The organism is Collimonas antrihumi, from assembly GCF_018304965.1.
Lineage (GTDB): Bacteria > Pseudomonadota > Gammaproteobacteria > Burkholderiales > Burkholderiaceae_D > Collimonas > Collimonas antrihumi.
Window position 1 is genome coordinate 58,384 of the sequence record NZ_JAGQED010000018.1, and the last position, 22,869, is coordinate 81,252.

The following is a 22,869-nucleotide window of genomic DNA, read 5'->3' on the forward strand; positions in this document are numbered from 1 at the left end:
GGTGGGATTATTTAAACTGTTTCAGATACTCGGCAAATTCGGCGCCTGTCTCCGGATGCTTCAGGCCCATCGCCAGCGTCGCTTTCAGATAACCCAGCTTGGAACCGCAATCATAGCGCTGCCCGGCGTAACGATAGGCTAGCACGCGCTCGCTTTTCATCAAGGCGGCGATACCGTCAGTCAGCTGGATTTCGCCGCCGGCACCCTTGCCCAGGCCTTCCAGGCAATCGAAAATGCCATTGGTCAGCACATAACGGCCTACCACGGCGAGAGTTGAAGGTGCTTCTTGGGGCTGCGGCTTCTCGACGATGCTGTTGACCTTTTCCAGATCGGTCTTGTACGGATCGATGCTGACGATCCCGTATTGCCTGGTATCGGCACGCGGTACTTCTTGCACTGCCAGCATGCTGGATTTTTCGGTGGCGAAGATATCGGTCATCTGCGCCAGCACCGGCTTGTATCCAGCTGCAACATCCATGAAATCGTCCGCCAGCAGGACCGCAAAAGGATCATCGCCGACCACCGGACGCGCGCAAAGCACGGCATGTCCGAGACCGAGCATTTCGGATTGGCGGATAAAAATACAGTTGATATGTTTCGGAATAACGGTTTGCACCAGTTCCAGCAAGCGATCCTTGCCGGCCGCTTCCAATTCGGTTTCCAGCTCATAGGCCTTGTCGAAGTGATCTTCAATCGCCCGTTTGTTGCGGCCGGTAATGAACACCATGTCGGTGATGCCGGCGGCGACCGCTTCTTCCACCGCATACTGGATCAACGGTTTGTCGACGATCGGCAGCATCTCTTTCGGTTGCGCCTTGGTGGCAGGCAGAAACCGGCTGCCCAGGCCGGCAACAGGAAATACCGCTTTTCTAATTTTGCTCATGTTTGTTTCCTTGTTCGCTTTCTAAAAGAGTGCGAAGTGCGTCTTCATCCAGGATCGGGATGTTCAACTCTTCCGCTTTAGTGAGTTTGCTGCCGGCCTCGGCGCCCGCGACCACATAGCTGGTCTTCTTGGAAACCGAACCCGTGACCTTGCCGCCGGCGGCCTCAATCATGGCAGCAGCAGCGTCGCGGGTCAGGGTCGGCAGGCTGCCGGTCAGCACGAAGGTCTTACCTGACAAGAACTTTGACGCCGTTTCGGCCGGCAAGTTCTCCGGCCAGTGGATTCCCGCTGCCCGCAATTGTTCAACCAGCTCTCGATTCAGCGGATCGGCAAAGAAGTCCAGCAATGACCGCGCCACCACCGGACCGATATCGGCGACTTCCAGCAGTTGCTCTTCAGAAGCCTGCAGCAATCCATCCATGTTGCCGAAATGCGTCGCCAGCTCTTTCGCTGTTGCCTCACCGACATGGCGAATACCGAGCGCATAAATGAAACGGCCCAGGGTGGTCGATTTGGATTTTTCGAGCGCGGACAATACATTTTGAGCGGATTTGTCGGCCATGCGTTCCAGCGCAGCCAGCTTCACCAATCCCAATTTATACAGATCGGCCGCGGTGTAGATGAGTTGGCGATCGACCAGCTGCTCGATCAATTGATCGCCCAGGCCTTCAATGTCCATCGCCCGCCGTGACGCAAAATGCTGCAAGCCGCCCTTGCGTTGCGCCGCACACTTCACCCAGCCGCCAGAGCAGCGTGCGATGGCTTCATCTTCCAGCTTGACGATGGCAGAGCCGCAAATCGGGCACTCGCCTGGCATGACAAACGGCTGCGCGTTCGCCGGCCGCAGTTCCGGCACAAACGACACCACTTCCGGAATCACGTCACCGGCACGCCGCACAATCACCGTATCGCCGACATGAATATCCTTGCGCCGTACCTCATCCTCATTATGCAAGGTGGCATTGGTCACCGTAACGCCGCCGACAAACACCGGCGCCAGACGCGCCACCGGCGTGACAGCGCCAGTGCGGCCGATCTGCACTTCGATATCCAGCACCTGGGTCGTGGCTTCTTCAGCCGGGAATTTATGCGCCAGCGCAAAGCGCGGCGCACGCGATACGAATCCCAAAGTCTGTTGTTGCAGCAGACGATTCACTTTATAGACCACACCATCGATTTCGTAAGGCAGTTGCGGGCGCTTGCTGCCGATGCCGCGGAAGAATTCCAGCAAGCCGGCCGCGCCTTTGACTACGCCGCGCTCCTTGCACACCGGCAGTCCGAGCTGGCTATACCAATCCAGCAGGGCCGAGTGCGATGACGGCATCTCGGCGCCTTCCAGCGCGCCGATGCCATAGGCGAAAAAGCGCAAGGTGCGTTGTGCCGTGATACGTGAATCGAGTTGCCGCAAACTGCCGGCCGCGGCATTGCGCGGATTGGCGAATTCCTTCATTTCCGCCTCGCGCTGGCGGACGTTGAGCTTGGCGAAATCTTCCTTGAACATCAGCACTTCGCCACGCACGTCCAGCACCTTCGGCGGCTGGCCGGTATGCAGCCGCAACGGGATTGCGCGCACGGTGCGGATATTGGCGGTGACGTTTTCACCGGTGGCGCCGTCACCACGCGTGGCGGCCTGTACCAGCACGCCATCCTCGTAGCGCAGATTGATGGCCAGCCCGTCAAACTTCAACTCGGCCGCGTATTCAATTTCGGCGTCGGCCTGAGTATCGAGACCATCCCTGACGCGACGGTCGAACTCGACGATATCGTTGTCTTCAAAGCCGTTACCCAAGGACAGCATCGGTATCGAGTGCGTGACCTGCTCGAATAATGGCAGTGGTGCGGCGCCGACTCGCTGGGTTGGGGAATCCGGCGTATTGAGTTCCGGATGCGCCTGTTCCAGCGCTTGCAATTCGCGGAACAGCTGATCGTATTCGGCATCCGGAATCGACGGATTATCGAGTACGTAATAAGAATGGTTGTGGCGGTTTAATTCAGCCGCCAGCCAGGCAGCGCGCGAGCGCCATTCGGCGGCATCGGGCGCAGTTCCCGGGCCACCGGCTGTAGATAAAGAAGAAGGCATAATCAACTGAATAGACGCAAAGCCCGAATCGAACCGGCTGGAATTTCAGCGGCATCCATTTCACGGTAAAAGGCATCGACCTGACCGGCAATCTCGGCCAGCTGCACATCGGCCAGAGGCTGATTGCTGTCATCGACCAGCACCCCGCCAAGGCGCGCAGCCAGCGAGCGCGCGCAAGCCACCATCGCGCCGTAACCGTCACGGTCGGGAGCGACCCGCGGCACGTCGAGCAACAAGGTCAGGCGGCTGGTGGTTTCCGCCACCGCCGTAGCATTGGTAGAGAGCGAGAACAGCAAACCGCCATCGCCATCCGACATCACCATGCGGCCTTCCGGCCGGGCATCGAAACCTTGCCGGGTGAGTGCCGCCAGCAAGGTGCTGATCGCCCACGGCGCGCCGTTGGACTGGATATTCACGCCCAGCTGCGCATCATGCTCGATCACGAACTGATGCAGGCCACGCGCCGTGTGCATCACTTCCGACATGTCCGGCAGATCCGGTTCGGCGCCCAGGTCATCGGCGATCTGGCGTAAACGGGTCACCAGTTCGGAATATTCGATTTCATTCAGCGGATTGGTGCGATTGGCCAGCTGTACGCCGGCCAGCAAGGTAGTGTAGATGCCGCCATGCGCAACCGGCTCCCACTCACCGTTGGCGTCTTCACCGATAAAGTGGATAGGCTTGTTGCCGACGTGACGCAAGGTTTGCAGTGCCGGCAAGGCTTTGTCGCCGCGCACCGGTGCTTCCAGCGCCAGCGGAATGGCGCAATCTATCAGCTCGTCGACCGGCAGATCCTTGCGCGCGGGCGGCGCGGATGCAGATGCAGTCACCGGATTGCCAAGTTGCGGCTCGATTGCCTGCTGCTCGGCACTTTGCTCCAGATCGTCGTGCGGCAATGCCGACATATCGTCCGTATCAAGCTCGGGTTCAAACAACTTTGGCTCGTGACGCGCCGGCGCTTCGCCGTTTTCCTTAGCGGGTGCCTTACCGGGAGTCATCAGAACATCGTCATGCGATCCGGAAAACGCCCGTTCAACACTCTTCTTGGCTTTGTATTCCTGCCATTTGTTGTAGGAAATGACGCCAACAAGAAACGCGCCTCCAATGATAAACAGGCTGGTTTGTAGATCTGTCATTCTGCTGATGCCTTAATAAGGAAAAAACACTTCTAAATTTGCGTAGGGTGGACACCGCGTGGGCAAAAAACCTGCCCACCCTACAACTGCACACGCAGCCAACGTCCGCGATTAACGTTTGCAATTAACGTCCGCAATTACGTCAATTATCGCGCCAATTTTTACAACATATTGTAATAAAACCAGAAAATCAGCCTAGTGTCATCATAAAAAGTTATCAAGCTGGAATTGAAGCGGGTTAAAGCCGATTTCAGCTAATCAAACTGCCGTTTTAGCATTAAGCCGGCACCGTGTCACTGGCAAAACTTCTGGCCGCTTCCATATCGACCGCAACAATCCGCGACACGCCCTGCTCCTGCATCGTCACCCCGATCAACTGCTGCGCCATTTCCATAGCAATCTTGTTATGCGAGATGAACAGGAACTGGGTATGTGCCGACATCCGCTTTACCATATTGCAGAAACGTTCGGTATTGGCGTCGTCCAGCGGCGCATCAACCTCATCCAGCAAACAGAACGGCGCCGGATTCAGCTGGAACATCGAAAACACCAGGGCGGTCGCAGTGAGTGCTTTTTCACCGCCTGACAGCAAGTGAATCGTGGCATTCTTCTTGCCCGGCGGTTGCGCCATGACTTGCACGCCGGAATCGAGGATTTCGTCGCCGGTCATGATCAGCTTGGCCTGGCCGCCGCCGAACAGGATCGGGAACAGTTCGGCAAAATGCAGGTTGACCTTGTCGAAAGTGTCTTGCAACAGGTCACGGGTTTCCTTGTCGATCTTGTGAATCGCATCCTGCAAGGTATTGATGGCCTCGGTCAGGTCGGCGTTTTGCGCATCCAGGAAATTCTTGCGTTCGGACGCCTGCGCCAGTTCATCCAGCGCCGCCAGATTGACTGCACCCAGCGCGCCGATCGCATTGGTCAGGCGCGTCACTTCGCCTTGCAGATAGGATGGCCGCATGTCGGCAGTCAGTTTCTCGCTCAGGGCGGCCTCATCGGCCTGCGCTTCGAGCAGCTGCTGCACGTATTGTTCCTGGTTCAGGCGCGCCGCCTGCTCTTTCAGTTGCAATTCCATGATGCGGTCGCGCTGCGGCTGCAGGCTGCGCTCGGCTTGCAGGCGGGTTTCTTCGTGCTGGCGCAAATTCTGCGATACCTGGTCCAGTTCGTGGCGGGTATCGGCCAGTGCGCGTTCTTGCTCGCTGCGCTTGTCCAGCAAGTCTTGCAAACCGGCTTGCGCGGCCTGGTCATCCAGGCTCTCCAGCTCGAGATGGCCCTGCTGCATGTTGGCGAACAATTGTGCCGCCTGCTCCAGCGCGGTAGCGATGCTGCGCTTGAGTTCTTCGATCTTGTTGCGATGGGATTTCTCGGCAAATTCCGCTTCTTGCGCAGCGCGCTCCATCTCGCGCAGACGCTGGCGGGCATCGTTGAGCTGTTGTTCCTTGCCCAGGTAATCGGTTTGTCCGTCTTCGTGCTTCTCTTGCAGTTCGGCCAACTCCATGTCGAGTTGTTCGAACTTGGCTTCCGATTCCATCTTGACCTGTTGCTGCTCGCTTTCCTGCGCCGCGATTTCAGCCAGATCGGAAGAAATTTGCGAACTGCGCTGATTGAAACGCTCCTGCAGCTCGGACAATTTCATGACGTCGATCTGCAAGCCATGCACCGCCTGTGTCAGGCCGGTGTGGCGCTGGCGCATTTCCTGCAGGCGCTGGGTTGCCTGCGACAGCGCCGCTTCGGCACGCACCGAACGCGAACGCGCTTCGTCAGCCAGCATCTGCTGGGCGCGCAATTGCTTGGTGATGTTTTCGATTTCCTGCTGGCGCGCCAGCATGCCGTCCTGCTCCGAATCGGAAGCATAGAAACGTACGCCGGTCTTGCTGATTACATGCCCCTGGCGCGTGACAAAGCTGGCGCCCAGCGGTAGTTTGCTGCGCTCGGCGAAAGCCGTCACAGTGTCATCGGCGGCATAGAAATTGTGCAGCCAATCCTGCATCAGCACGCGCAAACCCGGATCGTTCAGTTGCAATAAATTCAGGAAAGGTTTAAGGCCGCCGGGCGTTTCGTTGTTCTCGACAGCTGCCACGCCATTCGGTGAGAACAGGGCCAGCTTGGCCGGCGGCGCATCGTTGAAGAAGGCTTTGGCCCAATCCAGGTTCGACATTTCCAAGGCCGAAGTACGCTCGCGCAGCACTGATTCCAGCGCCGTTTCCCAGCCGCCGTCGATATGCAGTTTCTGCCACAAGCGCGGCAAGCCTGCCAGTTCGTGTTTTTGCAGCCAAGGCTGGACTTTGCCTTCAGTCTGAACGCTTTCCTGCAATTGCTTGAGCGCTGTCAGACGTGCTTCCAGCTGGGCGTTGTTAGCGCTTTCGGTATTGACTTGCTGCTGCGCGTTACGCCGCTCTTCTTCCAGGCGCGGCTGTTGTTCCTGCGCCTCTTCCAGCTGCATGCCGATCTCTTCCAGGCCGGCCTGTTTCTCTTCCAGTTGCATGCGCAAATTGGTGAGATGGGCGTTGTCCGGCAGGTTCAAGCCATTCTTTTCCTGTGCCAGCCGTTCGCGCCGGCTGCTCAGGCCGTTCAGGATGTTCGAAGCATTGCGCTGGTGGGTTGATTCCAGTTCGATCTGCTGCTGGATCTGCATGATCTTGCCGCGCGACTCGGTGCTCTTCAGCTGCGCTTCGCGCCAGCTTTGTTCCAACGCCGGCAATTGATCGTTGTGCTGTTGCGACGCCACCTGCGACTGCTCGACGCGCGCCGCCAATTCTTGCAGATGCATCTCGGCTTCGACCAGGTCGTCCTGAAACTGGGTGCCCTGGCGCTGCCATTGATCGCGCTGCGCGGTCAATGAATTGAGTTGCGATTGCAGCCGGTTGCGCGACTCGATGACAAATTTGATTTGCGCTTCCAGGCTGCCGATTTCCGAATTGGTCTGGTACAGATGGCCTTGCGCCTGGTGCATGCGGTCGCCGGCGGCATAGTGGGCCTGGCGCATATGCTCCAACTCGGTCTCGACATGGCGCAGCTTGGCGGTTTGCTCTTCCAGGTCGGTTTGCGCTTTTTCAATCTCGCGGAAATATTTTTCCTGCTCGGTCTTGGCTTCGTTCTTGCGCAACAGCCACAGCAGTTTTTGCTTTTCTTCCTGGTCGCCTTGCAACTCATGGAATTTTTGGGCGACCGCCGCCTGCGACTGCAGCTTCGCCAGATTGGCGTTAAGTTCACGCAAGATATCTTCAACCCGCACCAGGTTTTCGCGCGTGTCGTTCAGGCGATTCTCGGTTTCGCGGCGGCGTTCCTTGTATTTGGAAACGCCGGCGGCCTCCTCCAGGAAAACCCGCAGCTCTTCGGGACGCGCCTCGATGATGCGCGAAATCATGCCTTGGCCGATGATCGCGTAAGCGCGTGGACCAAGGCCGGTGCCCATGAAAATATCCTGGATGTCGCGCCGCCGTACTGCCTGGTTGTTGATGTAATAAGTCGAGGTGCCGTCGCGCGTCAACGTGCGCTTGACGGCGATTTCAGCATATTGGCTCCACTGCCCGGCGGCTTTGCCGAGACCGTTGTCGAACACCAGCTCGACCGATGAACGGCCGGCCGGCTTGCGATTGGACGAGCCGTTGAAAATAACGTCCTGCATCGATTCGCCGCGCAGCTCGGAGGCCTTGGACTCGCCCAGAACCCAGCGCACGGCGTCGATGATGTTGGACTTGCCGCAACCATTAGGCCCGACCACACCGACCAGCTGGCCGGGGACCTGGAAATTGGTGGGATCAACGAAAGACTTGAATCCTGATAATTTAATGGAGGTTAAACGCACGTTATCGACTGTTCTTATCAAAGTCGGCGAAAAAGCGGCCGTCACACTTAACACTATAAAAACGAGGAAAAACCTCGCAGGAGGTCGACATCATAACATTCCGCCTTGCCATATATACGATCTGATGACTGCTGCGAGCGGGAAAGATTGACTTCCGGTTTGGGGCCAAAGCGTTAAAAAAGTTCAAGAAGACAATGGAAAGCTGAAAAAATCACATCGAATCGGCGTTTTTCGCTCTTCCTCACTCTCAAAACCGGGCAACGGCGGCGATCAAAGCCGCGCTTCTGTATATAATGCAAACAGCGCAGTTCAGGCTTTAAGTCAGGCTTTTAAAGCCGCTTTTCCTTATTTCATTTTGTTATTCATTCATCATCAACAATTAACCACGTGAATCCATTACTAGACCGGCTGCAGCCGTATCCGTTTGAAAAACTGCGCGCGTTATTCGCCGACGTCACGCCCAACCCGGCATACAAGCCGATCAGCCTTGGAATCGGCGAGCCTAAGCATCCGACTCCGAAGTTTATCCAGCAAGCGCTGAGCGATAACCTTAGCGGCCTGGCCAGCTACCCCAGCACCATCGGCGCGGAACCTTTACGCGCAGCGATCGCCGGCTGGCTGGAGCGCCGCTACGGTCTGCCGCCACTCGATCCGGCGACTCAGATCCTGCCCGTCAATGGTTCGCGCGAAGCGTTGTTTGCGCTGGCGCAGACGGTGGTCGATCCCAGCCAGGCAGATGCGCTGGTGATGTGCCCCAATCCGTTTTACCAAATTTACGAAGGCGCTGCCTATCTGTCGGGCGCCCAGCCGTATTTCGTCAACTCCGACCCGAGCCGCAACTTCGCCCCGGATTACCGCAGCGTGCCGGATGATGTCTGGCCGCGCGTCAAGCTGCTGTACCTGTGCTCGCCAGGCAATCCGACCGGCGCCGTATTGTCGCTGGAAGACTGGAAAGAATTGTTTGCGCTGTCGGATCGCCACGGCTTCGTGATTGCGGCTGACGAGTGCTATTCCGAGATTTATTTCAAGCCGGAAGCGCCTTTGGGCGGATTGCAAGCCGCAAATATCCTGGGACGTAGCGCGGGTCGTGGCGGTTATCCACGCCTGATCGCCTTTTCCAGCTTGTCGAAGCGCTCCAATGTGCCGGGCATGCGCTCAGGTTTTGTGGCCGGCGATGCCGCCATCCTGAAGAAATTCCTGCTGTATCGTACTTATCACGGCGGCGCCATGAGCCCGCCAGTGCAAGCGGCTTCGGTCGCCGCCTGGAACGACGAAACCCACGTCGTCGAAAACCGCGCCAAATACATGGCTAAATTTCAACAAGTCACGCCAGTGCTGCAAACCGTGCTGGACGTAGCGCTGCCTGATGCCGGCTTTTATCTCTGGGCCAAAGTAGATAAGCTGGCAAACATCTCCGATACCGACTTCGCCAAGCGGCTGTATGCCGAATATAATGTAACGGTATTACCCGGCAGCTACTTGGCGCGCGACGCCCATGGCAGCAACCCGGGCCGGCAACGCATCCGCATGGCGCTGGTGGCGGAGGTGGAAGAATGCCTCGAAGCAGCGCAGCGAATCGCCGCTTTCTGCCGCGGCCTTTAGCACTCTGATCTTACTTATTGCTCTATGACGATGTATCTCATTCGTCGTCATGGTCAAATTCATGTTTTTTAAACTTTTCATTTTCATTTAGCGATCAATCATGACTCAATCTCTGCAAGCATTTATCGACCAGGCCTGGGAACAGCGTACCGAATTCTCACCTAAGACCGCGCCGGCCGATGTCCGCGAAGCGGTGGCCAAGGTCATCGCCGAACTCAATCAGGGCACCTTGCGTGTCGCCGAAAAAATCGACGGCAACTGGGTAGTCAATCAATGGATCAAGAAAGCCGTGCTGCTGTCGTTCCGCCTGGAAGACAACCTGCCTATGCCGGCCGGCGACAACATGCAGTTCTACGACAAAGTCCCGACCAAGTTTGCCAATTACACCGCGGAAGATTTCGCCAAGGGCGGTTTCCGCGTGGTGCCGCCGGCAGTTGCCCGTCACGGCAGCTTCATCGGCAAGAACGTGGTCTTGATGCCGTCCTACGTCAACATCGGCGCGTATGTCGACGAAGGCACCATGGTCGATACATGGGCCACTGTCGGTTCCTGCGCGCAGATCGGCAAGAACGTTCACTTGTCCGGCGGCGTCGGCATCGGCGGCGTGCTGGAACCGATGCAAGCCAACCCGACCATCATCGAAGACAACTGCTTCATCGGCGCCCGTTCGGAAATCGTCGAAGGCGTGATCGTTGAAGAAAATTCGGTAATTTCGATGGGCGTCTACATCGGCCAGTCGACCAAGATTTACGACCGCGCTACCGGTGAAGTCACTTACGGCCGCATCCCTTCGGGTTCGGTGGTGGTTTCCGGCAGCTTGCCTTCGGCCGATGGCAAATACAGCTTGTATTGCGCGGTCATCGTCAAGCGTGTCGATGCGAAAACCCGCGCCAAGACTGGCATCAACGAGTTGCTGCGTGAAGCTTAACCCAAGAAGAATAGGGAGCCCTCAACAACTCCAATGCGTCATTGGTGACCCCGTCATTCCCGCGAACGCGGGAATCCAGTTTATGCAGTAGCTTGGACTCCCCGCCTTGGCGCCCGCGTTCGCGGGGATGACTATTATTGTATTTTTCCTGTCGCATTTTCTGTATTAAGGAGTTTTTGATGGCAATGGATCGCTTGTTTCATCTGATGCAGGAAAAAAGTGCTTCGGACATGTTCCTGGCGCCTGGCTCGCCGATTCATCTGAAGATCAAGGGCCACATGGTCCCGGTCAATCAGCAGAACATGGATCAACACACTATCCAGATGCTGTTGAACGAGGTGCTGTCTGCCGAGCGCTTGCAAGAGCTGGAACGCAATAATGAGTTGAATCTCGGTTTGCCGGTAGCCGGTGTCGGCAGTTTCCGGCTGTCGGCGTTCCGCCAGCGCGGCAGCATTTCCGCTGTGATCCGTTACATTCCCTTCCAGATCCCCGCATTTGAAACACTGCGCCTGCCGCCTGCGCTGGTCGAACTGATCGGCCGCAAGCGCGGTTTGCTGTTAGTGGTGGGCGCCACCGGCTCCGGCAAGTCGACGACTATCGCCTCGATGCTGGACCATCGCAACAAAACCCAGGCAGGCCATATCCTGACCCTGGAAGATCCTATCGAATTCCTGTTCCATAATCACCGTTCGATCGTCAACCAGCGCGAAATCGGCAGCGACACCACCGATCTCAATGGCGCCTTGAAGAACGCGTTGCGGCAAGCGCCGGATTGCATCCTGATCGGCGAAATCCGCGACAAGGAAACCATGTCGGCCGCCATGGCCTATGCCCAGTCCGGCCATCTGGTGGTATCGACGCTGCACGCCAACAATACCTACCGCGCGCTGAACCGCATCATCAGTTTTTATCCGATTGAAAACCGGCCGGCGCTGCTGGAAGACCTGGCTTCGACCCTGGCTGCGATTGTTTCGCAGCGACTGGTCACTACCGTCGATGGCGAGCGCACCCCGGCGGTCGAAATCATGCTCAACACGCGTCACGTTTCTGAACTGATAGAAGAAGACAATATCAGCCAGATCAAAGAAGCGATGGAGAAGAGCCTGGCACCCGGTTCGCAAACCTTCGAGCAGGCGCTGATGCAATTGATCGAGGATGGCGTCATCACCCAGGACGAAGCGCTGGCGCACGCCGATTCCCCAAGCAACCTGTACTGGCTGATCAACAACCACACGCCGAGTTCCAAGAAGAATTCGACTCCGGTGACGCCAGAACCGGAACGCGTCGAAGGCGCGACCTTCACCGAATTCACACTGGATTTATAAACCGCATTCAATCTATGGCAATTACTCTTTACGGCATTCCCAATTGCGACACAGTCAAGAAAGCCCGCACCTGGCTTGAAGACCAGGAGATCGCATACACGTTTCACAATTTCAAGAAAGACGGCGTCACGGCGCAACTGATCACTACCTGGCTGGCGGACGTGCCTTGGGATACGCTGATCAACCGCAAAGGCACTACCTGGCGCGGCTTGTCGGAACAACGCCGTAACGGCATCACCGACGGCATCAGCGCTACGCCGTTGATGTTGGAACTGCCTTCCATCATCAAGCGGCCGGTGCTATTCACCGGCAAGAACACGTATGTCGGTTTTTCGGACGCACTGTACCAAGAAATATTTAACCAATAATTCAGACAATAAGCGCAGCAGATTTCATGACAAACCAAACCGAGAGCAAGACCCTGGCGCTGGCCGAAGAGTTGATTGCACTATCCTCCGTCACACCGCAAGACAAAGGCTGCCAGGCGCTCCTGATCGAATTGCTGGCGCCGCTCGGCTTTGCCTGCGAAACCATCCAGTCCGGCGACGTCACCAATTTATGGGCACGCAAGGGCACGACACGGCCGCTGCTGGTGTTTGCCGGCCACACCGATGTGGTGCCGACCGGCCCGCGCGAACAATGGCAATCCGATCCGTTCCTGCCTAGCCACCGCGACGGCAAGCTCTACGGCCGTGGCGCCGCAGACATGAAAACCTCGATTGCCGCCATGGTGGTGGCGATAGAAGAATTCACGCAAGCCCGTCCGGACCATTCCGGCTCTATCGGTTTCCTGATTACCAGCGACGAAGAAGGCCCGGCTACAGACGGCACCGTGGTGGTCTGCGAAAAACTGAAGGCGCGCGGCGAGCAACTCGATTACTGCATCGTCGGCGAACCGACTTCCAGCTCGACCCTGGGCGACATGATCAAGAACGGCCGCCGCGGCACCATGTCCGGCAAGCTTACGGTCAAAGGCGTACAGGGCCACATCGCCTATCCTCAGCTGGCAAAGAACCCTATCCACCTGGCAGCTCCGGCGCTGGCTGAACTGGCCGCCGAAAAGTGGGATGAGGCGAATGAATACTACCTGCCGACCTCCTGGCAGATGTCGAATATCCACGGCGGCACCGGCGCCTCCAACGTGATTCCGGGCGAAGTGGTGATCGATTTCAACTTCCGCTTCTCCACCGCCAGCACCGTCGAAGGTTTGCAGCAACGGGTGCATGCGATCCTGGACAAGCACGGCCTGGAATATACCCTGGCCTGGACCGTAGGCGGCCGGCCGTTCCTGACGCCGCGTGGCACGCTGAGCGAAGCCATCTCTTCTGCGATCAAGGCGGAAACCGGCATCAACACCGAATTGTCGACTACCGGCGGCACCTCGGACGGACGTTTCATCGCGCAGATCTGCCCGCAGGTGATCGAATTCGGTCCACCCAACGCCAGTATCCACAAGATCGACGAGCACGTGGAAGTCCAGTTTATCGATCCGCTGAAAAACATCTACCGCCGCACGCTGGAAAATTTGCTGCCATAACCGTAAGGTGTCACTTTGCCCACGCGTGACCGCGATAATCGGAGTACAAGCCCCCGACGGCACGGAAACAGGCAATAGGTGCTGCCAATTCGGTGCTGCCAATTCACGCGTGGGCACAAAGGCGTGCCCACCCTACTTGTCCGCCCAGGCACCCGCGTCAGATATAATGCGGTCTTGATCGAATCCTGACAAGATAGCGCCAATACCCGGCCATTGCCAGCCCCACCTTTATTATCCGCACCATGACACCACAATCCTTTACCTCCATCCGCGACCTGCTGCGCTATGCAGTTACCCGCTTCAATACCGCCGGCCTGTTCTTCGGCCACGGCAGCAGCAACGCGCTGGATGAGGCAGCCTACCTGATCCTGCATACGCTGAAGCTACCGCTGGACAAGATCGAGCCGTTTTTCGACGCGCGCCTGCTGCCGCATGAAATCGACGCCGTGCTGCAGGTAATTGAAAAACGCAGCACCGATCGCGTTCCTGCCGCCTACATTACCAATGAAGCCTGGCTGGGCGAATACCGTTTTTACGTCGACCAGCGCGTGATCGTGCCGCGCTCGTTCATCGCCGAGCTGATTCCTGACCATTTCTCGCCATGGCTGCAAGATCCCGCGGCTGTCAGCAATATCCTGGAACTGTGCACCGGCTCCGGCTGCCTGCCTATCATGCTGGCGGATGCTTTCCCGCAGGCCCATGTCGATACCGCGGATATTTCGGCCGATGCGCTGGCCGTGGCGCGTCGCAATGTGGATGACTATGAATTGCAGGATCGCATCACGCTGATCGAATCCGACCTGTACAGCAAAGTCCCGGCAAAAAAATACGACCTGATCGTCACCAACCCGCCGTATGTCAATTCCGGTTCGATGGACAAGTTGCCGCCTGAATATCTGCGTGAACCGCAAATCGCCTTGGCTGGCGGCAGCGACGGCATGGATCTGGTGCGCAAGATTGTTGCCGGCGCCAAGCAACGCCTGACGGCCAACGGCATACTCGTGGTTGAAATCGGCAACGAGCGCGCCTTCGCCGAAGCCGCATTCCCGGACCTGGAAATGACCTGGGTATCGACCAGCGCCGGCGACGACATGGTATTCCTGCTGACCGCTGACCAATTGCCTTAAATCGTCCCCCCAGTTATGGGGTCCATGCCCGGGCACAGCAAATACGTAATAAGCAAGACCATCGCAACCTGCATGTTGTTGAATTTGAAATTTAAACGCATGCATGGCCACTCATTTAGCAAGATAGTTAGCAGATAGTAGACATGATACGTTTTCAACAAGTTTCCCTGATGCGCGGCGTCAAGCCTTTGCTCGACAATGTCGACGTCACCCTTAACCCGGGCGACAAGATCGGCCTGATCGGTGCTAACGGCGCCGGCAAGTCCAGCCTGTTCGGACTGCTGCGCGGGGAGCTGCATGCCGACCTCGGCGAAATCGATTTCCCGACGAAATGGCGCATGGCCTACGTTGCCCAGGAAACCCCGGCGCTGGACCGTCCTGCAATTGAGTACGCTATCGACGGCGACGTCACCCTGCGCCGCCTGGAAGAAGAACTGGCGTTCCTCGAAAGCGAACCCGAAACCACCTCCAACGGCATTCTGATCGGCGAACTGTATAGCGCCCTGGCCGATGCCGATGCTTACACTGTGCGTTCGCGTGCCGAACAATTGCTGACCGGCCTCGGCTTCTCGCTGGCGCAAATGGATCAGCCGGTGGCCAGCTTCTCCGGCGGCTGGCGCATGCGCCTCAACCTGGCGCAAGCACTGATGTGCCCATCCGACCTGCTGCTGCTGGATGAACCGACCAATCACTTGGACCTGGACGCCATCATCTGGCTGGAAGACTGGCTCAAGCGCTATCCCGGCACCCTGATCATCATCTCCCATGACCGCGATTTCCTCGACGGCGTGGTGAATGTCATCGTGCATATCGATGAGCGCAAGCTGAAGCGTTACTCGGGTAACTATTCCTCGTTCGAGCGGCAGCGTTCTGCGCAGCTGGAACTGGCTGCCGGTACTTTGGAAAAGCAAATGCGCCAGCGTGCGCATCTGGAGTCGTTCATCAACCGCTTCAAGGCCCAGGCCAGCAAAGCGCGTCAGGCCCAAAGCCGGATGAAGGCCCTGGCCAAGATGGAAGAGTTGGCGCCGTTGCGCGCGGCTGCTGAATTCTCTTTCGAATTCCGGGTGCCGTTGAGCGCACCTAATCCCTTGCTGGTGATGGAAGATGTGAGCGCCGGCTACCGCACCGAAAGCGAAACCAGCCACGACGTCACCGAAAAGGTGATCATCGCCGGCATCAATTTCTCTCTGCAGATCGGCCAGCGTATCGGCCTGCTGGGTGTCAACGGCGCCGGTAAATCGACTTTCATCAAAACCATCGCGGAAGAACTCAAGCCATTGCGTGGCGACGCCCAATTCGGCAAGGGCCTGTCGATCGGCTACTTCGCCCAGCACCAGGTGGAAATGCTGCGCCATGACGAATCGCCGCTGTGGCATATGGGCAAGATCGCGCCAACCGTGCGCGAGCAAGAGTTGCGCAACTTCCTCGGCAGCTTCAATTTCAACGGCCCGATGGTGACCAGCTCGATCGCACCATTTTCCGGCGGCGAAAAAGCGCGCCTCGCGCTGGCCCTGATCGTCTGGCAGCGCCCCAACCTGCTGCTGCTGGATGAACCGACCAACCATCTGGACCTGGAAACCCGCGAAGCACTGACCATGGCGCTGGCGCAGTTCGAAGGCACTCTGGTATTGGTATCGCATGATCGCCATCTGTTGCGCGCCACTACCGATCAGTTCATCATCGTCGCCGACGGCAAGGTAGCGCCATTCGACGGCGACCTGGACGATTACAAGGACTGGCTGTTCAAGACCAAGCTGGCGGCCAAAAACAGTGCGACCGATGCCGCGCTGCCAAAAGCCGGCAGCAAGGCAAAAATCGCCAGTGCGGTCGCTCCGGCGGCGGCTGTGGTCGACACTGCCGACCGCCGCGAACAAAAGCGTGCGGAAGCCGAAGCGCGGCAAAAGCTGGCGGCGCAGAAGAAACCGATCGAATCGCGCATCAAGCGCCTGGATGAACAGATCGCCAAACGCAGCGCGCAGAAGCATACTGTCGATACGCGCCTGGCCGATCCGGAAATCTACGATAAAGACAAGAAAAAGGAATTGGCGACGCTGCTGGCCGATCAGGCGTTTTATGCCAAGGAACTGACGCAACTGGAGGCGGAATGGCTGGAGCAACAGGAAGCGCTGGAGCAACTGGGCAATTAACTAGGCAACTGAGCGCAATACCGGACGGCGGCCAACGCCGTCCCCGCACGCTAAGCTTAAGTATCATCGGTTGCGGCAAAGTCGGCCAGACTCTGGGCCGGCTTTGGCACGAGCGCCAGACTTTTGTCTTGCTCGACATCCTGAACCGTTCCTCTGCCAGCGCACAACAGGCCTGCGCCTTCATCGGCGCCGGTAGCGTAGCGGCAGGCCATGCCGGTCTGCGCAGCGCTGACGTCTATCTGATTGCCGCCGGCGACGACCAGATCGCCGCTTGTTGCAACGCCCTCGCCGCCGCAGGCAAACTGCAGCCGGGCAGCATTGTGTTTCATTGCAGCGGCGCGCTGTCGTCGCTTGAACTGGCTGCCGCCACTGCACAAGGCGCGGCCGTCGCCAGCATCCATCCCATCCGCAGCTTTGCCGATCCACAACAGGTCGCTGGTCATTTCGACGGCACCTGGTGCGGCAGCGAAGGCGATGCAGCCGCCCTGGCGGTTCTCGGCCCCGCATTCAGCGCGATCGGCGCGCAGTCGGTGGCGATCCGGCGCGAGCAAAAGACCTTGTACCACGCTGCCGCAGTATTCGCCTCCAACTATCAGGTGACGCTGATCGACGTCGCACAGCAGGCTTACGTTGCGGCGGGCATTGCGCCTGAGCTTGCCTTGAAATTGATCGAACCGCTGCTGTCTGAAAGCGCGGCCAACGCTTTCCGTCTCGGTCCGGCAACCGCCCTCACCGGCCCGATCGCGCGCGGCGACCTGGCCACAGTCGCCAGGCAATATCAGGCGGTCCTGCAATGGCAACCGCACATCGCGGAGCTGTATCAACAGTTTGCGGCATTGAGCACCGATCTGGCCCTACGCAAGAAAAACAGCGAGCCGTAAATTGCCTAGATCGGCGATAACTGATATTTTCCTGAAATGCAAAGACAATAAGTACATATAAAGTCGCAAAACCATCATTTCACATTTGCAGGGAAATACGCTTAACATAGTGCTACCAATCGCTACCAACCAAAGGAAAAGAAATGGCCACTACACTGTCAAAATTGAGCAAGATTGCAGCTGCGATACTGATCACCGGCGTCACGCTCAACGCGTTCGCAGCAGACCTGCTGGATACCGTCAAAGCCCGTGGCACCCTGAAGGTGGCGATGGAAGGCAACTATCCTCCGTTCAACTTCAAAGATCCGAAAAGCGGCCAGCTGGAGGGCTTTGAGGTTGACGTCGCCAAATTGCTGGCAGCCAAGCTTGGCGTGAAGCCGGAATTCACGACTACCGAATGGAGCGGTATCCTGGCCGGCCTCGGCGCCGGCAAATACGATGTCATCATCAACCAGGTCGGGATTACCGAAGCGCGTCAAAAAGCCTTCGATTTTTCTCAACCGTACACCCTGTCCACGGCGCAATTGATCGTCAGGAAAGACGAGAAGCGCAGCTTCCCGACGCTGGAATCGCTGAAAGGCTACAAACTCGGCCTGGGCCAGGGCACCAATTTCGAACAAAAGGCCAAGGCAATCGCAGGGATTGATGTCAAAACCTATCCTGGCTCGCCTGAATACCTGGCCGACCTGGCCAGCGGCCGTATCGATGCCGCCTTGAATGACCGGTTGCTGGTGGGCTATCTGCTGAAAAGCTCGAATCTGCCGTTGAAGGCCGGCGCCACTTTCGGCGACATCGATAAAATCGGCATTCCTTTCCAAAAAGGCAATCCGAAATTCGAGGCGGCTCTGAACAAAGCGCTGGACGACATCCTGAAAGACGGCAGCTTCAAGCAAGTCTCATTCAAGTGGTTCGGCTTCGACGTTAGCAAAGCGCCATCGGCGCAGTAACGGAATTCACGTTACACTTCAGCCAGACCAGACATCCCCGCCCACCGCGGGGATGTTTTTTTAAGCAAGAAAATCTAGATTTAACAAAGACAATATGGAATTACTAGATTTGCTGCAGCAGGCGGGGCCGACCTTGTTCCGCGGCGTAGGCTACACCTTGGTGTTTGCGGTGGCTTCCATGCTGGGCGGACTGCTGCTCGGCTTTCCATTGGCGGTCGCCCGCATTTTGCCGTCACGCCTGGCGCGCTGGCCGGCCAGCACCTATGTCAGCCTGATGCGCGGTACGCCGCTGCTGGTGCAGATCTTTGTGATTTATTACGGCCTGCCGAGCATAGGCATCAGCTTTTCGCCGTTGACCGCGGGTGTCCTGGCGCTGAGCCTGAATGCCGGCGCCTATCTGTCGGAAAGCCTGCGCGGCGCCATCCTCGGCGTGCACACAGGGCAATGGTCCGCCAGTTACAGCCTCGGCCTGAATTACTGGCAAACATTGCGCTACATCGTGATTCCTCAGGCGATCCGGATTGCGGTGCCGTCGATGAGCAATACCCTGATCAGCCTGATCAAGGATACGTCGCTGGTGTCGGTCATCACCGTGACGGAGCTGATGCTGGCCACCAAGGAAATCATTGCGGTGACCTTCCGCCCGCTGCCGCTGTATCTGGCTGCAGCGGCGATTTACTGGTGCCTGAGCTTGTGCTTCGAGCGCGTGCAAAGCCGCCTGGAAACCAAGCTGGGGCAAGCGCATAAATCAAATTAAAAGCGCGAATTAAAAGTGCAATTTTTTTGGCCCACCCTACATCCTTCCTATTTTTGCCGTTGTTTATCGACAACCCTAAAAGCGCGACAGCAAATCGATCTGGCTGACCAGCGGCGTGGCATCGCCAGGGTTGGCGCTCTTATATCTGCCGTCGCTATCCATATCCCACGCAGATGCGTTATCTTGCAGATGTATCAGCAAACTTTCTTCGATCACGCGCCGCTTGAGCTTGCCGTCCAGGATCGGGAACGCTGTTTCGATGCGACGGAATAAATTGCGATCCATCCAGTCGGCGCTGGACAGAATCACATGCTCTTCGCCATCGGCATAAAAATAAAATACCCGGTGATGCTCAAGAAAGCGCCCGATAACCGAACGCACCTTGATATTCTCCGACAAGCCCGGCACTCCCGGCTGCAAGGCACACACGCCGCGAATCAACAGCTGGATCTTGACGCCCGCCTGGGACGCCAGATACAAAGCTTCAATCACCGTAGGTTCCAGCAAGGCGTTCATCTTGGCGATGATGTAGCCCTGCTTGCCAGCCTTGGCGGCGTCGACTTCTTTTTGAATCGCATGCAACACATTCGCGTGCAAGGTGAACGGCGATTGCCACAAGCGCTTGAGCGGCACTTGCTTGCCAAAGCCGGTCAGTTGCTGGAACACGTTATGCACGTCTTCGCAAATCTTGTCATCGCTGGTCATCAAGCCGAAGTCGGTATAAAGGCGCGCGGTCTTCGGATGATAGTTGCCGGTGCCCAGATGCACATAACGCTTCAATTTGGTATGTTTGGCGTGCCGCTTGCGACGCACGATCAACAGCATCTTGGCGTGCGTCTTGTAACCGAAAACGCCATACACCACATGGGCGCCAACCGCCTCCAGCTTGGCTGCCCAGCCGATATTGGTTTCTTCGTCAAAGCGCGCCATCAGCTCCAGCACGACCGTGACTTCCTTGCCGTTCTTGGCCGCCTGCATCAGCGCGCTCATCAACGGTGAATCGTTGCCGGTGCGATAAATGGTTTGTTTGATGGCCAGCACATCGGGATCGATCGCGGCCTGCTGCAGCAGTTCCAGCACCGGCTGGAAACTTTCATAAGGATGATGCAGCAACACGTCGTTCTGATCGATGACATCGAATACCGAAGCGCCGGTCACGAAGGCTTTCGGCAGCACCGGCGTATGCGGCGTGAATTTCAAGTCGGGCCGGTCGACCAGATCCGGCAAAGGCATCAGGCGCACCAGGTTGACCGCGCCGTTGACGCGATAACAATCGGCAGGCATCAAGCCGTTCTGGATCAGGAGACGCTGCACCAGCGATGCCGGCGTACCGTCCGCTACCTCCAGCCGTACCGCGTTGCCCAACTGGCGGGTCGGCAACTCGCCCTGTAATGCCAATCGCAAATCGGTGACTTCGTCTTCATCGACAAACAGGTCGCTGTTGCGCGTCACCCGGAATTGATAACAGCCGCCGATCGACAAACCAGGAAACAGTTCGCCGACAAAGCGCTGCATGAAACTACTCAACAGCACGAAGCCATATGCGTGAGCCGACAAGTGTTCCGGCATCCGGACCAGACGCGGCAAGACGCGCGGTGCTTGCACGATCGCCAGTTCGGTCTCGCGGCCGAAGGCATCCTTGCCACTTAATTTGACCGCGAAATTCAAACTCTTGTTGAGCACCCGCGGGAAAGGATGGGCGGGGTCGAGGCCGATAGGCGTCAGTACCGGCAGCAGCTCGGTCTTGAAAAACTCATGCGCCCAGGCGGTTTGTTCATCGTTCCACTCGGATTCCTGATAGAAGGCGATGCCCTCCGCGTTCAAGGCCGGCAGTAGCACGTCGTTGAACAAAGCGTACTGACGCGCCACCAGCTTCTGCGCCCGCTCGCTGATGGTGCTGTAAGCATGCTGCAACGACATGCCGTCCGGCGTCACGCCATCTACCGCAACCCTGATCTGCTCTTGCAAGCCAGACATCCGGATCTCCGAAAACTCATCCAGGTTACTGCTGGTGATACAGACAAAGCGCAGCCGTTCCAGCAAAGGCACCGCAGGATCCTCGGCTTGTGCCAGGACTCTTTCATTGAAGGCGAGTACGCCGAGTTCGCGGTTGAGCAAGGGGAAAGTCATGGTCTGAGCGGTGATATGGTCGGAAGAATGGTCCGAAAAATGGACGAGTACGATCGAAATGCTTCGGCGCTTGCCAATATGGCATTATTGATTGTAAGTATCGAATGTGACGCGAGGATGACAAGAGCTCATCCATCTCTCCGTCCTCCCCCTCCAAATCAAAACGGCTTGCAGAACCTAAGTTCTGCAAGCCGTTTTGCGGCATCCCGACTACTTTAGAAAATAATCAAATCACGGTAGCCAGGGCCAATGTGAACAACAACGCCACCACGGAAATGATAGTTTCGGCGACAGTCCAGGTCTTGAAGGTTTCGGTCACGGTCATGTTGAAGTACTCCTTGACCAGCCAGAAGCCGCCGTCATTGACATGCGACAGGATCAGCGAACCGGCGCCGGTTGCCAGCACCATCAGTTCCGGCCGGACAGTTACGCCGGCGGCAGTGACGATCGGTGCGACGATACCGCAAGCAGTGGTCATCGCAACGGTGGCGGAACCGGTGGCGACCCGAATCAGCGCGGCCACAAACCAGCCCAGCAGCAGTGGTGACAAATGGGCGTTGTTGGCGAGTTCGACAATTGCCTTGGAAACGCCGCCGTCGATCAGGATCCGGCCGAAACCGGCGCCGGCGCCAACGATCAGCGTGATCCCGGCGATAGGCGCCAGACATTCTGTAGTGAATTTGAGGATGGCTTCACGATTAAAACCGCGTGCCTTGCCGAAGGTATAGAAACTTACCAGCGTCGCAATCAACAATGCGATGACGGAATTACCCATCAGGCGCAGGAAATCGTTGGCGAAAGTTTTTGGCGTGAAGAACAAGTCTGCCCAGCTGCCGATCAGCATCAGCGCTACCGGCAACAGGATGGTGCAGATGGTGACGGCGAAACCAGGCAGTTCACGGTGAATGTCTTCTTCGACAAATTGCGCAATCAATGGATTGTCGGGATTCGGCACGACGAAGCGGCTGATCAGCTTGGCAAACAGCGGACCGGCAATGATCGCAGTAGGAATACCGACGATCAGCGCGTACATGATGGTGCGGCCGATATCTGCGTTGTAGGCAGTCACGGCGAACAGCGCTGCCGGATGCGGCGGAATCAAACCATGCACGACCGACAGGCCGGCAACCATCGGGATCCCGACCATGATCATCGAGGTTCCGGTGCGCTTGGCGACGTTGAACGCAATCGGGATCAACAGCACGAAACCGACTTCAAAGAATACCGGCAGGCCGACTATCAGGGCTACCACCATCATCGCCCAGTGCACGCGCTTGGGTCCGAACACGCCGATGAGCGTGTTGGCAACGCGCTCGGCGCCGCCTGATTCGGCCATCATCTTGCCGAACATGGTACCCAGCCCGACCACCAGCGCAATATGTCCTAAAGCGCCGCCGACACCGGTTTCATAAGATTTGACGATGGCTCCCATCGGCATGCCGACCACTAAACCCAGAATCACCGATACCACGATCAGCACGATGAACGGATTCATCTTGAATTTGGCGATCAGCACTATCAGTGCGAGTACTGCAATCACCGCATAGAGCAGCAACATATTTCCTTGAACCATCTCCATCA

16 protein-coding genes are annotated in these 22,869 nt (G+C 57.4%); 10 read left to right on the forward strand and 6 right to left on the reverse strand.

Features of this window, described 5'->3' with window-relative positions; translation table 11 throughout:
- Window positions 1–7: 7 nt before the first annotated feature.
- The 4 genes from galU to smc form a co-directional block, all read right to left on the reverse strand.
- Window positions 8–883, reverse strand: a complete 876-nt coding sequence (gene galU / locus KHU29_RS15215) for a UTP--glucose-1-phosphate uridylyltransferase GalU (RefSeq protein WP_211453615.1) — start codon at window positions 881–883, stop codon at window positions 8–10.
- Window positions 870–2,963 carry an NAD-dependent DNA ligase LigA gene (gene ligA / locus KHU29_RS15220; protein WP_211453616.1) on the reverse strand — a complete coding sequence of 698 codons (2,094 nt, stop codon included), beginning with the start codon at window positions 2,961–2,963 and terminating at the stop codon, window positions 870–872. The genes galU and ligA overlap by 14 nt, the downstream gene beginning before the upstream one ends.
- Window positions 2,964–2,965: 2 nt before the next feature.
- Window positions 2,966–4,099 (reverse strand): cell division protein ZipA C-terminal FtsZ-binding domain-containing protein, encoded by a 1,134-nt coding sequence (locus tag KHU29_RS15225; RefSeq protein WP_211453617.1) that lies wholly within the window; start codon window positions 4,097–4,099, stop codon window positions 2,966–2,968.
- Between the two features lie 277 nt (window positions 4,100–4,376).
- On the reverse strand, window positions 4,377–7,907 hold the full coding sequence (gene smc / locus KHU29_RS15230) for a chromosome segregation protein SMC (RefSeq protein ID WP_211453618.1): 3,531 nt from the start codon (window positions 7,905–7,907) through the stop codon (window positions 4,377–4,379).
- A gap of 387 nt (window positions 7,908–8,294) precedes the next feature.
- Here smc and dapC point away from each other — a divergent pair, with 387 nt between their 5' ends.
- From dapC to KHU29_RS15280, 10 genes are all read left to right on the forward strand, one after another.
- Entirely contained in the window at window positions 8,295–9,509 is a 1,215-nt protein-coding gene (gene dapC / locus KHU29_RS15235) for a succinyldiaminopimelate transaminase (protein ID WP_211453619.1), read from the forward strand.
- 100 nt (window positions 9,510–9,609) lie between these two features.
- Entirely contained in the window at window positions 9,610–10,437 is an 828-nt protein-coding gene (gene dapD / locus KHU29_RS15240; protein WP_092416745.1) for a 2,3,4,5-tetrahydropyridine-2,6-dicarboxylate N-succinyltransferase, read from the forward strand.
- A gap of 179 nt (window positions 10,438–10,616) precedes the next feature.
- The gene (locus KHU29_RS15245; RefSeq protein WP_211453620.1) at window positions 10,617–11,762 is read left to right on the forward strand and encodes a PilT/PilU family type 4a pilus ATPase; all 1,146 of its coding nucleotides are present in this window, start codon (window positions 10,617–10,619) and stop codon (window positions 11,760–11,762) included.
- Window positions 11,763–11,776: 14 nt separating this feature from the next.
- Window positions 11,777–12,130: an ArsC family reductase gene (locus tag KHU29_RS15250; protein ID WP_211453621.1), complete on the forward strand. Its 354-nt coding sequence runs from the start codon at window positions 11,777–11,779 to the stop codon at window positions 12,128–12,130.
- Between the two features lie 26 nt (window positions 12,131–12,156).
- Window positions 12,157–13,299, forward strand: coding sequence for a succinyl-diaminopimelate desuccinylase (dapE, locus tag KHU29_RS15255; protein ID WP_211453622.1), 1,143 nt, complete (start codon window positions 12,157–12,159; stop codon window positions 13,297–13,299).
- Between the two features lie 242 nt (window positions 13,300–13,541).
- Window positions 13,542–14,426, forward strand: a complete 885-nt coding sequence (prmB, locus tag KHU29_RS15260) for a 50S ribosomal protein L3 N(5)-glutamine methyltransferase (RefSeq protein ID WP_211453623.1) — start codon at window positions 13,542–13,544, stop codon at window positions 14,424–14,426.
- A 143-nt stretch (window positions 14,427–14,569) separates the two neighbouring features.
- Complete coding sequence (locus tag KHU29_RS15265; RefSeq protein ID WP_211453624.1) at window positions 14,570–16,573, forward strand: ATP-binding cassette domain-containing protein; 2,004 nt, start codon at window positions 14,570–14,572, stop codon at window positions 16,571–16,573.
- Entirely contained in the window at window positions 16,531–17,454 is a 924-nt protein-coding gene (locus KHU29_RS15270; RefSeq protein WP_211453625.1) for a Rossmann-like and DUF2520 domain-containing protein, read from the forward strand. The genes KHU29_RS15265 and KHU29_RS15270 overlap by 43 nt, the downstream gene beginning before the upstream one ends.
- Window positions 17,455–17,597: 143 nt before the next feature.
- Complete coding sequence (locus tag KHU29_RS15275; RefSeq protein ID WP_211453626.1) at window positions 17,598–18,401, forward strand: transporter substrate-binding domain-containing protein; 804 nt, start codon at window positions 17,598–17,600, stop codon at window positions 18,399–18,401.
- A gap of 94 nt (window positions 18,402–18,495) precedes the next feature.
- A complete protein-coding gene (locus KHU29_RS15280) occupies window positions 18,496–19,158 on the forward strand; it encodes an amino acid ABC transporter permease (RefSeq protein WP_211453627.1) in 663 nt (220 codons plus the stop codon).
- Between the two features lie 75 nt (window positions 19,159–19,233).
- On the opposite strand, the gene ppk1 is transcribed toward KHU29_RS15280, so the two are convergent.
- A complete protein-coding gene (gene ppk1, locus KHU29_RS15285; protein WP_211453628.1) occupies window positions 19,234–21,288 on the reverse strand; it encodes a polyphosphate kinase 1 in 2,055 nt (684 codons plus the stop codon).
- A gap of 226 nt (window positions 21,289–21,514) precedes the next feature.
- Window positions 21,515–22,867 carry a GntP family permease gene (locus KHU29_RS15290; protein ID WP_211453629.1) on the reverse strand — a complete coding sequence of 451 codons (1,353 nt, stop codon included), beginning with the start codon at window positions 22,865–22,867 and terminating at the stop codon, window positions 21,515–21,517.
- Window positions 22,868–22,869: the final 2 nt, after the last annotated feature.

Bases quoted from the DNA above. Each gene is read 5' to 3' on its own strand.
- KHU29_RS15270 (WP_211453625.1), top strand. From the start codon at position 16,531: ATGGCTGGAGCAACAGGAAGCGCTGGAGCAACTGGGCAATTAACTAGG.
- KHU29_RS15265 (WP_211453624.1), top strand. From the start codon at position 14,570: ATGATACGTTTTCAACAAGTTTCCCTGATGCGCGGCGTCAAGCCTTTG.
- dapE (WP_211453622.1), top strand. From the start codon at position 12,157: ATGACAAACCAAACCGAGAGCAAGACCCTGGCGCTGGCCGAAGAGTTG.
- KHU29_RS15250 (WP_211453621.1), top strand. From the start codon at position 11,777: ATGGCAATTACTCTTTACGGCATTCCCAATTGCGACACAGTCAAGAAA.
- galU (WP_211453615.1), bottom strand. From the start codon at position 883: ATGAGCAAAATTAGAAAAGCGGTATTTCCTGTTGCCGGCCTGGGCAGC.
- ppk1 (WP_211453628.1), bottom strand. From the start codon at position 21,288: ATGACTTTCCCCTTGCTCAACCGCGAACTCGGCGTACTCGCCTTCAAT.
- prmB (WP_211453623.1), top strand. From the start codon at position 13,542: ATGACACCACAATCCTTTACCTCCATCCGCGACCTGCTGCGCTATGCA.
- KHU29_RS15245 (WP_211453620.1), top strand. From the start codon at position 10,617: ATGGCAATGGATCGCTTGTTTCATCTGATGCAGGAAAAAAGTGCTTCG.
- KHU29_RS15225 (WP_211453617.1), bottom strand. From the start codon at position 4,099: ATGACAGATCTACAAACCAGCCTGTTTATCATTGGAGGCGCGTTTCTT.
- KHU29_RS15290 (WP_211453629.1), bottom strand. From the start codon at position 22,867: ATGGAGATGGTTCAAGGAAATATGTTGCTGCTCTATGCGGTGATTGCA.
- dapD (WP_092416745.1), top strand. From the start codon at position 9,610: ATGACTCAATCTCTGCAAGCATTTATCGACCAGGCCTGGGAACAGCGT.
- ligA (WP_211453616.1), bottom strand. From the start codon at position 2,963: ATGCCTTCTTCTTTATCTACAGCCGGTGGCCCGGGAACTGCGCCCGAT.
- KHU29_RS15275 (WP_211453626.1), top strand. From the start codon at position 17,598: ATGGCCACTACACTGTCAAAATTGAGCAAGATTGCAGCTGCGATACTG.
- KHU29_RS15280 (WP_211453627.1), top strand. From the start codon at position 18,496: ATGGAATTACTAGATTTGCTGCAGCAGGCGGGGCCGACCTTGTTCCGC.